Origin of the sequence: Mycobacterium sp. E2479 (genome assembly GCF_001667925.1) — a bacterium.
Taxonomy (GTDB): domain Bacteria; phylum Actinomycetota; class Actinomycetes; order Mycobacteriales; family Mycobacteriaceae; genus Mycobacterium.
Genome location: NZ_LZJR01000050.1, coordinates 37,977 through 50,923, shown reverse-complemented (window position 1 = coordinate 50,923; position 12,947 = coordinate 37,977). Strand labels below are relative to the sequence as shown.

12 protein-coding genes are annotated in these 12,947 nt (G+C 66.4%); 7 read left to right on the top strand and 5 right to left on the bottom strand.

The features are described from left to right. Nucleotides 1-100 precede the first annotated feature (100 nt). Nucleotides 101-802, bottom strand: a complete 702-nt coding sequence (locus A5686_RS05765; RefSeq protein ID WP_067931996.1) for an IclR family transcriptional regulator — start codon at nt 800-802, stop codon at nt 101-103. A gap of 84 nt (nt 803-886) precedes the next feature. Between A5686_RS05765 and leuC the strand changes: the two genes are divergently transcribed. From leuC to A5686_RS05750, 3 genes are all read left to right on the top strand, one after another. Beyond that, nucleotides 887-2,326 (top strand): 3-isopropylmalate dehydratase large subunit, encoded by a 1,440-nt coding sequence (leuC, locus tag A5686_RS05760; RefSeq protein WP_067931995.1) that lies wholly within the window; start codon nt 887-889, stop codon nt 2,324-2,326. Nucleotides 2,327-2,351: 25 nt separating this feature from the next. Beyond that, nucleotides 2,352-2,948 (top strand): 3-isopropylmalate dehydratase small subunit, encoded by a 597-nt coding sequence (gene leuD, locus A5686_RS05755; RefSeq protein ID WP_067932033.1) that lies wholly within the window; start codon nt 2,352-2,354, stop codon nt 2,946-2,948. A gap of 211 nt (nt 2,949-3,159) precedes the next feature. After that, entirely contained in the window at nt 3,160-3,804 is a 645-nt protein-coding gene (locus A5686_RS05750; RefSeq protein ID WP_067931994.1) for an HU family DNA-binding protein, read from the top strand. A 145-nt stretch (nt 3,805-3,949) separates the two neighbouring features. Here A5686_RS05750 and A5686_RS05745 read toward each other — a convergent pair whose 3' ends face one another. The 3 genes from A5686_RS05745 to cofC form a co-directional block, all read right to left on the bottom strand. Further along, nucleotides 3,950-4,897, bottom strand: coding sequence for an NUDIX hydrolase (locus tag A5686_RS05745; protein WP_067931990.1), 948 nt, complete (start codon nt 4,895-4,897; stop codon nt 3,950-3,952). A gap of 88 nt (nt 4,898-4,985) precedes the next feature. Then, nucleotides 4,986-7,175, bottom strand: coding sequence for an RNA degradosome polyphosphate kinase (locus tag A5686_RS05740; protein WP_067931988.1), 2,190 nt, complete (start codon nt 7,173-7,175; stop codon nt 4,986-4,988). A gap of 82 nt (nt 7,176-7,257) precedes the next feature. After that, nucleotides 7,258-7,920: a 2-phospho-L-lactate guanylyltransferase gene (cofC, locus tag A5686_RS05735; protein WP_067931987.1), complete on the bottom strand. Its 663-nt coding sequence runs from the start codon at nt 7,918-7,920 to the stop codon at nt 7,258-7,260. A gap of 168 nt (nt 7,921-8,088) precedes the next feature. On the opposite strand from cofC, the gene A5686_RS05730 reads away from it, so the two are divergent. After that, nucleotides 8,089-9,123, top strand: a complete 1,035-nt coding sequence (locus A5686_RS05730) for an NAD(P)H-dependent glycerol-3-phosphate dehydrogenase (protein WP_067931986.1) — start codon at nt 8,089-8,091, stop codon at nt 9,121-9,123. A gap of 83 nt (nt 9,124-9,206) precedes the next feature. Beyond that, nucleotides 9,207-10,343, top strand: a complete 1,137-nt coding sequence (locus tag A5686_RS05725; protein WP_067931985.1) for a D-alanine--D-alanine ligase family protein — start codon at nt 9,207-9,209, stop codon at nt 10,341-10,343. A 176-nt stretch (nt 10,344-10,519) separates the two neighbouring features. Here A5686_RS05725 and A5686_RS05720 read toward each other — a convergent pair whose 3' ends face one another. Continuing rightward, on the bottom strand, nt 10,520-11,080 hold the full coding sequence (locus A5686_RS05720; protein WP_082947502.1) for a DUF3515 domain-containing protein: 561 nt from the start codon (nt 11,078-11,080) through the stop codon (nt 10,520-10,522). A 180-nt stretch (nt 11,081-11,260) separates the two neighbouring features. Between A5686_RS05720 and A5686_RS05715 the strand changes: the two genes are divergently transcribed. Together A5686_RS05715 and A5686_RS05710 are read left to right on the top strand one after the other, a co-directional pair. After that, nucleotides 11,261-12,220 carry a thiamine-phosphate kinase gene (locus tag A5686_RS05715; protein WP_067931983.1) on the top strand — a complete coding sequence of 320 codons (960 nt, stop codon included), beginning with the start codon at nt 11,261-11,263 and terminating at the stop codon, nt 12,218-12,220. A 41-nt stretch (nt 12,221-12,261) separates the two neighbouring features. Beyond that, on the top strand, nt 12,262-12,945 hold the full coding sequence (locus tag A5686_RS05710; RefSeq protein WP_067932030.1) for a uracil-DNA glycosylase: 684 nt from the start codon (nt 12,262-12,264) through the stop codon (nt 12,943-12,945). Nucleotides 12,946-12,947 lie beyond the last annotated feature (2 nt).

Genomic DNA, 12,947 nt, shown 5'->3' with positions numbered 1-12,947 from the left:
CTGTGCATTGGTGGCGTTGAGCGTGCATCCACGGCGACAAATTCCCCTTGAGCCCAAGCCGATCACGCCGCCCTGGACGCACACTCGCGGCCGGAACGGGTCAGAGGCGGCGGGTGATTGCTTCGGCGGCGGACAGCAGATCGGCCGCCCAGCGCGCCCCAGGGCGCCGGCCGATCCGGTCGATGGGACCCGAGACAGAGATGGCCGCGACGACGGTCCCGCGGCCATCGCGCACCGGCGCCGACACACTCGCCACCCCCGGCTCGCGCTCGGCCACGCTTTGAGCCCAGCCGCGGCGCCGCACTTCGGCCAATGTTCGTTCGGTGAATTTCGCGGTCGCGAGCACCGATTTCTGGATGGCCGCGTCGCTATGGGCCAGTAGCACTTTGGCGCCCGATCCGGCCGTCATCGGCAATCGCGCCCCGACCGGAACCGTATCGCGAAGGCCCGCAGCGGGTTCCAGTGCGGCCACGCAAACGCGGTCGGTGCCCTCGCGACGGTAGAGCTGCACGCTCTCCCCGGTCGTTTCGCGCAGCTGCGGCAGCACCGCGGTGCTGGCGGTCAAAAGCGGATCGTTGACGTGGGCGGCGAGTTCGGTGACGGCGGGACCGAGCAGCCAGCGTCCTTCGTCGTCACGTGCCAGCAGACGGTGGACTTCGAGGGCGGCGGCCAGCCGGTATGCCGTGGCGCGGGGTAAAGAGGTCCGCTCACACAGTTCGGCTAATCCACAGGGTGATTGGGAGATCGTGTGCAGGATACCCACAGCTTTGTCCAGGACGCCGATGCCGCTATGCTGTCTCACAAGGAGATACTAGCGTCTCGTATGATGAGATCACAGCCGAATGATCGGCGAGCCGCTAACGAGGCGAAGTGAGGCGAGTTCGAGATGGGAATCGACCAAGGGGCGGCGGAGGTCGCCACCAAACCGCGCACCCTGGCCGAAAAAGTTTGGGATGACCACGTCGTGGTATCCGGTGGTGCCAGCGAGCCCGACTTGATCTACATCGACCTGCATCTGGTGCACGAGGTAACCAGCCCGCAGGCCTTCGACGGCCTGCGCCTGGCCGGCCGGCAGGTGCGTCGGCCCGACTTGACGCTGGCTACCGAGGACCACAACGTTCCGACTACCGATATCGACAAGCCGATCGCCGACCCGGTGTCGCGGACCCAGGTCGAGACTTTGCGGCGAAATTGTGCCGAATTCGGTGTGCGGCTATATCCGATGGGCGACCTCGAGCAGGGCATCGTGCATGTGGTCGGGCCGCAGCTGGGCCTCACTCAGCCCGGAATGACGGTCGTCTGTGGTGACAGCCACACCTCGACGCACGGCGCATTCGGCGCGCTGGCCATGGGAATTGGCACCTCGGAGGTCGAGCACGTGCTCGCCACCCAGACCTTGCCGCTGCGGCCGTTCAAGACGATGGCGGTCAATGTAGATGGGGAGCTGCCAGCCGGTGTGACGGCCAAGGACATCATTCTCGCCCTGATCGCCAAGATCGGTACCGGCGGTGGGCAGGGCCACGTCATCGAATATCGAGGCAGCGCCATCGAATCGCTGTCGATGGAAGGCCGGATGACCGTCTGCAATATGAGCATCGAAGCCGGGGCTCGGGCGGGAATGGTGGCTCCAGACGAAACCACGTTCGAGTTCCTGCGTGACCGCCCGCACGCCCCGCGAGGTGCGCAATGGGATGCGGCGATGAGTTATTGGCAGCAGCTGCACACCGACCCCGGTGCCGAATTCGACACCGAGGTCTACCTCGACGCCGCGTCCCTGAGCCCGTTCGTGACGTGGGGCACCAACCCCGGGCAGGGTGTGCCGTTGGGCGACGCCGTGCCGGATCCCGAGCTGATGGCCGACGACGCCCAGCGCCAGGCGGCTGAGAAAGCCTTGGCATATATGGACCTTCGGCCGGGCACGCCGATGCGTGATGTCGCCGTTGACACGGTGTTCGTGGGCTCTTGCACCAACGGTCGTATCGAAGATCTGCGGGCCGTCGCCGACGTGCTGCGGGGCCGCACGGTCGCGCCGGGAGTGCGGATGCTCGTCGTGCCGGGTTCGATGCGGGTGCGCGCGCAGGCCGAAGCCGAAGGGCTGGGCGAGGTTTTCACCGCCGCGGGGGCCGAATGGCGCCAAGCCGGGTGCTCAATGTGCCTGGGGATGAATCCCGACCAGCTTGCGCCGGGCGAGCGATGCGCCGCGACGTCCAACCGCAACTTCGAAGGACGCCAGGGTAAAGGCGGCCGCACGCATTTGGTGTCTCCGGCGGTTGCCGCAGCGACGGCGGTTCGCGGCAGATTGTCAGCTCCAGCCGATTTGAGCTGACGTATTCGACTTTGAAGGGATGACCATGGAAGCATTTCACACCCACACCGGTATCGGTGTGCCGCTGCGACGATCCAATGTCGACACCGATCAGATCATTCCGGCGGAGTATTTGAAGCGCGTCACCCGAACCGGTTTCGAGGACGGATTGTTCGCGAGTTGGCGCTCGGATCCGTCATTCGTGCTAAATCTCAGCCCCTTTGACCGTGGGTCAGTGCTAGTGGCAGGACCCGATTTCGGGACGGGATCGTCGCGTGAGCATGCGGTGTGGGCACTGATGGACTACGGGTTCCGGGTGGTCATCTCGTCTCGATTCGGTGACATTTTCCGGGGCAACGCCGGCAAGGCGGGGCTGCTGGCGGCCGAAGTTTCTCAGGACGGCGTGGAACTGCTCTGGAAGCTCATCGAGCAGAGTCCGGGCTTGGAAATCACTGTCAATCTTCAAGATCGAAATATCACCGCGGGAACGACGGTGCTGCCGTTCAAGATTGACGACCATACCGCTTGGCGACTGCTCGAAGGTCTTGACGATATAGCCCTTACGCTGCGGAAACTCGACGCAATCGAGGCATTCGAGGCGGCGTATCCGGACTGGAAACCGCGCACTCTATCGGCCTCTTGAACGGCTGCGTGAAGCCGACTTTCTGCTTGATCGGCTAACTAAACCGAGCCGATTTTTAATGCCCTCCACCGGTCAAGCGCGGCAACCGGATTGCGAAAACGTCGCACTCCTTGCCCTGAAATTGCGCGTGGCTCTTGGAAATTTGCTGGGTGAGGGTTTACCGTGTCCACTAGTCGGTTCAAATCGAGGACCACTAGTGTCGGAGGGATTGATGAACAAGGCAGAGCTCATTGATGTGCTCACAACTAAATTGAACACGGACCGTCGACAGGCGACCGCAGCGGTCGAGAACGTTGTCGACACCATTGTGCGTGCGGTACACAAGGGCGACAGCGTCACCATCACCGGGTTCGGTGTGTTCGAACAGCGGCGCCGCGCAGCGCGGGTGGCCCGCAACCCGCGGACCGGTGAGACGGTGAAGGTGAAGCCGACGTCCGTCCCGGCGTTCCGCCCCGGTGCACAGTTCAAAGCGGTTGTGTCTGGCGCACAGCGTCTCCCGTCGGAGGGCCCCGCCGTGAAGCGCGGTGTCGTAGCAGGTGGCGCGGCCAAGAAGACCGCCGCGAAGAAGGCTCCGGCCAAGAAGGCCGCGGCCAAGAAGGCGCCGGCCAAGAAGGCCGCGGCTAAGAAGGCTCCGGCCCGCAAGGCCGCGGCTAAGAAGGCTCCCGCCAAGAAGACTGCGGCCAAGAAGGCTCCAGTTCGCAAGGCAGCGACCAAGGCTCCGGCCAAGAAGACTGCCGCCAAGAAGGCTCCGGCCAAGAAGGCTGCGAGCAAGGCTCCGGCCCGCAAGGCCGCGAGCAAGGCTCCGGCCCGCAAGGCCGCGGCAAAGAAGACGACCGCTCGTCGCGGTCGCAAGTAGCGCAGTCAAGTTCTAGACACGAGTACCCTTCGGGCGGCATTGAAGCCCCCGAAGGGTATTCGTGCGCTTGCGGCGGGCCGCCGCCATACGCTTGCGGCGGTCACACGCTTGGCGGAGCCGGGCCCAGTGGGCCGGCGCCATCACGTTAAGCCCGAACATTGGCGGCCAGCGCGCCGCCGATGTGGTCGGCAGCCACCAACCGTCCGTCCGACAGTGACAGCACCCAGGTGCTGCCCTTGTGGTTGCGCGCTTTGTCCGGCCGCACGCCATCGCGCTCGCACCACCACGCGATCAAGTCTGGAATCACCTTGCCTTGGGTGCAGACAACCGGTGTGCCTTTCTCCTCGGCGATATCCAGCATTCGGTGGCGTCCCCGTTTCGGGTTCTTGGCGTAGGCCTCTTCGGTGAGCGTGGGCTCGTTGTGAACGGGCACGGCCAATTCTTCGGCAAGCGGTTCCACGGTCTGGTGGCAACGGACGCGATCGGCCGCATGCACCTGCGACGCACCGAAGGCGAGTAGCTGCGGCACAAGCGCCTCAGCCTGCGCGCGTCCACGTTTGTCCAGCGGCCGCTTTGCGTCGTCGCCGGAGAAACGCGATTTCCGGCCGGCCGTGCCGTGCCGGACCACCAACAGGGTGTGCGTGTCCACGGGCTTTTTGTTGAAGTGGCGCAACACTTTTCGGTCTTGCGTGTAGTCCAGCTTCTCTATCGCCTCGCGGAGGGGCAGCCACACCAACCCGTCCACTTCGTTGCCCGGCACGAATTCTCCCCCCGTGCAGCGCGCCGCCCAGTAGCACACCTTTTTGACGCCCTGGTCGATCGGATAGCTCACCAAGTTGAGCCGCCTGCCGAGGATGGCGTGCTGACCCGTCTCCTCGTGCACCTCGCGCACGGCTGCCACCGGAGCCGTCTCGCCGGGGTCCACCTTGCCCTTGGGCAGTGACCAGTCGTCATACCGGGGACGGTGGATGACAGCAATCTCGACGTCGTGGTCGCCCGCATCACCCGTGCCGGGTCGCCACAGCACCGCGCCGGCAGCAAAAACGACTCGGCTTCCGGAGCGCCGTGCGGCGGACGAATTCTGGGTCGGCACCTCAACTCCTGCAGATCAATTTTCCTCAGAACCGCACGCTTAATCGGGATGCGGCCCGGAGAAATAACCGGAATATCACCGCACAGAGCTAGGGACTGCGATGGCGCTCCATCAACGATACTTGGTGGTCGCGCACGGTATGGCCCTCTTGTGGCGAAGGGGTCCACTGCCCGTCGGGACCCAATTCCCAGCACCGAGTGGACGGATCCAGTGCAGATTCGAACAATTCGTCCAGCTGCGCCGTGAGCTTGGGGTCCTTGACCTGAGCCAGCACCTCCACGCGCCGATCGAGGTTGCGGTGCATCATGTCGGCGCTGCCGATCCAGAACTCGTTGATGTTGCGGAAGTGGATGATCCGCGAGTGCTCCAGGAAACGACCGAGAATCGAGCGGACGAAGATGTTTTCGGAAAATCCCTCGGCGCCGGGGCGCAGCGCGCAGATGCCGCGTACCACGACCTCAACCCGCACCCCGGCCTGCGACGCCCGGTAGAGCGAATCGATCACCTGCTCGTCGACAAGCGCATTCATCTTCAACCGAATGCGTCCGTTTCCGCGTTCGCGGTGCGCTTCGATTTCGCGTTCGACACGCTCGATGATGCCGGCCCGAATTCCATGCGGTGCCACCAGCAGATTGCGATAGGAGACCTTTCGCGAATAGCCGGTAAGCGAATTGAACAAGTCGGTGAGGTCCGCGCCGATATCGGGGTTCGCCGTAAGCAGGCCGACATCCTCGTACAGTCGGGCGGTTTTGCTGTTGTAGTTGCCGGTTCCGATGTGGCAGTACCGCCGGATGGTAGAACCTTCGCGGCGCACCACCAAACATGTCTTGCAATGCGTCTTGAGGCCGACGAGCCCGTAGACCACATGCACGCCCGCCTGCTCGAGTGCGCGTGCCCAACGAATGTTGGCCTGTTCGTCGAAACGCGCCTTGATCTCCACGAGCGCCACGGCCTGCTTTCCGGCCTCGGCCGCTTCGATCAGCGCCCGCACGATCGGCGAATCCCCGGAGGTGCGGTACAGCGTTTGTTTGATCGCCAACACGTTCGGGTCCGCGGCGGCCTGCTGGATGAAGCGCTGCACGCTGGTAGAGAAGGAGTCGTAGGGGTGGTGCACCAGGACGTCGCCTTCGCGCAGCGTCGCGAAAATGCTCTTGGGAGATTCGCGGTCGGCGAAGGCGGGGTGGGTGTCCGGGACGAACGCCGGGTCCTTGAGTGCCGGCCGGTCCAGATCGTAGATCTGCCACAGCGACGAAAGGTCGAGCAGTCCGGGGACTTCGATGACGTCACCGGGATGCACGTCGAGTTCGCGCAACAGCAATTCGAGCATGCCTTCGGTCATGTCGTCGGCGATTTCGAGTCGCACCGGCGGGCCGAACCGGCGGCGCGCCAATTCCCGTTCCAGCGCCTGCAGCAGATCCTCGTCGCGGTCTTCTTCGACTTCCATGTCGGCGTTGCGGGTGATGCGGAAAGCGTGGTGCTCCACGATTTCCATGCCCGGGAAGAGAAGAGGAAGGAAGGCCGCGATCAGCTCTTCCGTCGGTAGGTAGCGGACGATGGTCCGCCCGCCGTCGTCCGAGCTGTTGATGGGGGCGAGCTCGACGAAGCGATCGACGTTGTTGGGCACCTTGACTCGGGCGAAGTGCTGACCGCCGTCCTCGGGCTGACGCACCATGACCGCCAGGTTCAGGCTGAGGCCGCTGACGAATGGGAAGGGGTGCGCGGGGTCGACGGCCAGCGGCGTCAAGACGGGGAAGACCTGTTGGGTGAAATAATTCGACAATTCGTCACGCTCATGCTGCTCGAGATCGGCCCACGTGACGATGTGAATGCCTTCCTCGGCGAGCGCGGGCCGCACCGAATCGAGGAACACCCGCGCGTGCCGGGTCGCGATCCGCTGAGTTTGTTCCCCGATGAGGGCAAGTTGCTTGCGCGGCGTCAAACCGTCGGCGGAGCGAACCGACAGCCCCATCTCGTCACGGCGTTTGAGGCCCGCGACGCGCACCATGTAGAACTCGTCGAGGTTCGAGGCGAAGATCGCCAGGAATTTGGCACGTTCCAGCAGCGGCAGCGAGTTGTCGTCGGCGAGCGCCAGCACGCGGGCGTTGAAGTCGAGCCAGCTCAGTTCGCGGTTGAGGTAGCGGTCCTCGGGGAGATCGGTCAGCGTGGCCTGGGTCGCCGCCGGTGGTGCCGCCACGGCCGAGTCGCCCGAATGCCACAAATTTTCGTCGGGTCGCGCCTCAGCTTCGATTTCAGTCACCCTGCGATCATTGCTCATCATGCGCGGGTGCTGCTAGCGCTCGAGGGACATCCATTCGCCGTTGGGATGCCGTTTACCCCACCGACAGATTGACCGATCGAAATCAGTGCGTCGCGATGGCCCGGGCGGTCGCCACCCCAACGCCGAGGCGACGGGCGGCGGCGAGGTCGGTGGGAGTATCGACGTCACACCGCAGGCCCGGCCACGCGCCGGTCAGCTCGATCGCACCCGAACTGCGGTGCCGTGCCGAGGAATCGGAGCCGAATTGTGGGTCGAGCGGGCTGCCGAAAGCAAACAGCGCGGCGGTGCCCGTCGCCAGCCGGTCGGCGACGAAGCTGCGCCGGTGCTGGCGTGCCGCAGCTATGGCCTCGTTCAGCTCCTGGCTCTGTAGCGCAGGTAAATCCCCTTGCAGCACAACGATATTGGCGAAAGAACTCGCCACCGCGCGTTCCGCGGTGGTGATGGCGTTGTTCAGTGGATCGGGATGACCTTCGGGTGTCGGGTCGACCAGCACTTCGGCTCCCAGATTGCTGGCAGCCGCGGCCGCGGCGTCGTCGGGTGTGACTACGGTGATCGAACCGAGCGATCGGACCCGATTGACGGCGGTCAGGGTGTCCACCAACATGGCGAGTACCACGCTTTCCCGGGTGCGTGCCGAGAAGACGGGGGCCAACCTGGTCTTGGCCGCGGCCAACCTCTTGACGGCAATGATCAACGCCACATCGCCTGTGCCGTTGACCGCACCGTCGGCTCGTATGCCGCTCATGAGAAATCATCCTGCCAGCGATGCGCCGCGGATCGCTCGCCGATCGGGGGCGATCCGCCGGGCGCACGGAACACGCTTGCCTCCGTGACGCCCGGTCCGTCGCTGATCTAGGGTGTAGCGGCTGCACGTGCCGCGCGAGCGACACCGACCACGGACAGGGAGTGACACATGACCAGCGCATCATCGGGCGCCGTCGCGGTGATGGGCGCCGGGGCGTGGGGCACGGCGCTGGCCAAAGTGCTGGTCGACGCTGGCGGGCCCGAGACGCGGGTCACGCTGTGGGCCCGCAGGCCCGAGCTCGCCGAGCAGATCAATTCCACCCGATACAACCCCGATTACCTGCCCGGGACGTTGTTGCCGCCGGGCATCCGTGCCACCGCCGACGCCGCCGAAGCCCTGCACGACGCGTCGACGGTACTGCTGGGCGTGCCGGCGCAGACGATGCGCGGCAACCTCGAGCGCTGGGCGCCGCTGATCCGCGAGGGCGCGACCCTGGCCAGCCTGGCCAAGGGCATCGAGCTGGGCACACTGATGCGGATGAGCCAGGTCATCGTCGCAGTCACCGGTGTCGACCCGTCCCAGGTGGCGGTGATCTCGGGCCCCAACCTGGCCAGCGAAATCGCCGCAGGCCAGCCCGCCGCCACCGTCATCGCATGCAGCGACTCGGGCCGGGCGGTCGCCCTGCAGCGCATGCTGAACAGCGGCTACTTTCGCCCATACACCAATAGCGACGTGGTCGGCACCGAGATCGGCGGGGCCTGCAAGAACGTCATCGCCCTGGCGTGCGGCATGGCGGTCGGTGTCGGGCTCGGCGAGAACACCACGGCGGCGATCATCACCCGCGGCCTGGCCGAGATCATGCGGCTGGGGATAGCACTCGGCGCCAAGGGCGCGACGCTGGCCGGGCTGGCCGGAGTCGGTGACCTGGTGGCGACCTGCAGCTCACCGCGTTCGCGCAATCGTTCGCTGGGCGAACGCCTCGGCCGGGGGGAGACCATCCAGACGGTGCTGGCCGGCACGCCCGATGGCGGCGACGGGCACGTCGTCGAGGGTGTGACGTCCTGCGAGGCGGTGTTGGCGCTGGCCGCCAGTTACGACGTCGAAATGCCCCTCACGGACGCCGTTCACCGCGTCTGTCACAAAGGGTTGTCGGTGGACGAGGCGATGGCCCTGCTCCTAGGCCGCCGAACCAAGCCCGAATAAGCGACGCCGAACATGGGAGAAAGGGCCACGCCAAGGCCCGCCACCCGACCGGGCCGGGAACCACCCGGTAGCCTCTTGAGATTGTGAATGCCAGCCAGCGGTCGCCGCGCCCCAGCTCAAGCGAGCGGGTGCGCGTCGCCGTCGTTTTCGGCGGGCGCAGCAATGAGCACGCCATCTCGTGCGTCTCAGCGGGCAGCATTTTGCGCAATCTGGACCCGGAGCGGTTCGAGGTGCTCGCGATCGGCATTACTCCGGAAGGGTCATGGGTGCTCACCGACGGCGACCCGGCCGCGCTGGCGATCACCGACCGGCAACTGCCCGAGGTAACCGCCGGGTCGGGCACAGAATTGGCGCTGCCCGCCGATCCTCAGCGCAGCGGCCAGCTGGTGTCCCTTGCACCCGGCGCCAGTGAGGTGTTGGCGTCGGTGGACGTGGTGTTTCCGGTGCTGCACGGCCCCTACGGCGAGGACGGCACCATCCAGGGTCTGCTGGAACTCGCCGGTGTGCCCTACGTGGGGGCCGGCGTGCTCGCCAGCGCGGCCGGCATGGACAAGGAGTTCACCAAAAAGCTGTTCGCCGCCGAAGGATTGCCGATCGGTGACTACGCAGTGCTGCGCCCGACGCGCTCGAGGCCACGCCCTGACGAGTGCGAGCGGCTGGGCCTGCCGGTGTTCGTCAAACCTGCCCGGGGCGGGTCCTCGATCGGCGTGAGCCGGGTGTCGAGCTGGGATCAGCTGGACGGCGCCATCGCGATGGCGCGTCGGCATGACCCCAAAGTCATCATCGAGGCCGCCGTCGTCGGTCGTGAGCTGGAATGCGGCGTACTCGAAATGCCCGACGGCACAGTGGAAGCCAGCACGCTGGGCGAGATACGGGTCGCGGGGGTGCGCGGGCGCGAGGATTCCTTCTACGATTTCTCGACCAAATACCTCGACGACGCGGCCGAATTGGACGTGCCCGCCAAGGTGGATGACGAAATCGCCGACGCGGTGCGCCAATTGGCGGTCCGGGCGTTCAAGGCGATCGACTGCCAGGGCCTGGCCAGGGTGGACTTCTTCCTCACCGAAGACGGGCCGGTGCTCAACGAGATCAACACGATGCCGGGATTCACCACGATCTCGATGTACCCGAGGATGTGGGCGGCCAGCGGCGTGGATTACGCGACCTTGCTTGCGACGATGGTTCAGACCGCCCTGGCCCGCGGCGTGGGCCTGCGTTAGTGGCGATCCCTGTGGCGATCGCAAGCGCGGCGTGGCCGGGCGCGGCGGGTCGCCACCATTTGATCATGTGGCGATCGCAAGCGCGGCGTGGCCGGGCGCGGCGGGTCGCCACCATTTGATCCTGTGGCGATCGCCAGCGCGGCGTGGCCGGGCGCGTCGGGTCGCCACCATTCGATCTAGCGGGGCTGGCCGGGGTCGATGGGCACCGCCGGGATGCTGCGGTCGAGCACCTCGGATAGCTGCTGAATCGGCGCCGGTCCCGATTCGTTCGGCAGCGTGAGCGCAACGTAGACTCCGCGATCCACCGCGTACCAGGTGGACCGGCCCGCATCACCGGCGGATTGCTGCTCGGAACGCACCTGGAACCATTGCACCCGATCGACAACCTGGATCGGGGATCCCAAAACGAACTCGGCCGGGCGGTCCAGCCCGCAACGCAGCACCACCGGGTCACCGGCCGGCCCGCTCCGCCAGGCGGCGACGCCGTGCGGGGCCGGCTGCTCAAGGGGCGCGCGCTGATAATCGCCGAGCCGCTGCGGCAGCGCACCCATCAACGCCCCGCATGCGGTGCCGCTGGCCTGCGGCGCCGGAACCGCGGGAACCGCAACTGAACGCGGAGGCGCCTCGCGGGTTGCCGCGATGGCCAGGATCACGCCGATTGTCGCGACCGCTAGCGCGATCGCGACAATGATCAGCGCGCGCGGCGGCCCGACATCGGCGTCCGACTGGGTTGGCACCGCCCACGCACCTCCTTCTCTCTTGACCACTATCGCCCGCCTTGACCCGGGTGCCAATTTATTCTCGTGCCGAAAAAAGGCCCGCACACGCGCGAAGTTCTACACTGGCGCGGTCCGTTCCGCGGGCGGGGCCTATGGTGCGCCCGGCCCGCACCGGACCGACGCGCCGAAGGAGGTGGCGTGCAAGACGAATCGGGCGAAAACCCGTCATTGCAGCAACTCGGCGAGTTCGCCGTGATCGATCGACTGGTGCGGGGCCGCGAGCAGCCCGCCGCGGTCGTGCTCGGGCCGGGGGACGATGCGGCGCTGGTGACCTCGGGTGATGGCCGCGCCCTGGTGTCGACCGACATGCTCGTCCAGGATCGGCATTTCCGGCTGGACTGGTCAACGCCGCACGACATCGGCCGCAAGGCGATTGCCCAGAACGCCGCGGATATCGAGGCGATGGGCGGTCGGCCGACGGCATTTGTGGTGGCCTTCGGCGCACCCGGTGATACGCCGGCGGCGAAGCTGGACGAGCTGGTCGACGGGATGTGGGACGAAGCGCGACGGATCGGTGCGGGCATTGCCGGCGGTGACCTGGTCCACTGCCCGCAGTGGGTCATCGGGGTGACGGTGCTGGGCGACCCGAACGGACACCCACCGGTGCTCCGATCGGGCGCGAAGCCCGGTGCGCTGATCGCGGTCGCCGGGGAGCTGGGCCGCTCGGCGGCAGGATTTGACTTGTGGCGCAACGATATTGATGGCCACGATGAGCTGCGGCGCCGGCATGTGGTGCCGCGGCCGCCCTACGGTCAGGGAGCGGTGGCAGCCGCCGCGGGTGCGCAGGCGATGATCGACATCTCCGACGGCCTGGTCGCCGACCTCCGTCATGTCGCCGAGGCCTCAGGGGTGGGCATGGATGTGTCCACGGCGGCGCTGGCCGCGGACCGCGATGCGCTGGGCGCCGCCGCGGCCGCGGTGGGCGCCGATCCCTGGCACTGGGTGCTGGGCGGCGGTGAGGACCACGCGCTGGCGGCGTGTTTCGCTGGTCCCGCGCCGGCCGGATGGCGCATCATCGGGCGGGTTCTCGACGGGCCGGCGCGGGTGCTCGTCGACGATCAGGAGTGGATGGGCTACGCCGGCTGGCAGTCGTATTAGGGTGACGCGGTGACCGTTTACGCGATCGCGAAGAGCCGATGATGACCGCGCGCCCGCTGAGTGAACTGGTGGAGCCCGGCTGGGCGAGTGCGCTGCGACCGGTGACCGATCAGGTGGCCGAGATGGGGCAATTCCTGCGGGCCGAGATCGCGGCCGGGCGCAGGTATCTACCCGCAGGACCGAATGTGTTGCGAGCCTTCACCTATCCCTTCGATGACGTCCGGGTGCTGATCGTCGGGCAAGATCCGTACCCGACGCCCGGACACGCTGTGGGCCTGAGCTTTTCGGTGTCGCCCGACGTGCGACCGTTGCCACGCAGTCTGGCCAACATTTTTCAGGAGTACGCCACGGATCTGGGCCATCCGCTACCCTCGTGCGGTGACCTGACGCCCTGGGCCCAGCGCGGCGTGCTGCTGCTGAACAGGGTGCTCACGGTGCGCCCCAGCAATCCCGCCTCACACCGCGGCAAAGGCTGGGAGGCGGTGACCGAGTGTGCCATCCGGGCGCTGACGGAGCGGTCGCGGCCTCTGGTGGCGATCCTGTGGGGGCGTGATGCTTCGACACTGAAACCGATTCTTGCCCAGGGAAATTGCGTTGCGATCGAGTCGCCGCATCCGTCGCCGCTGTCGGCCTCGCGAGGGTTCTTCGGTTCGCGCCCGTTCAGCCGCGCCAACGAGCTGCTGACCGGGATGGGCGCAGAGGCGATCGATTGGCGCCTGCCATGACC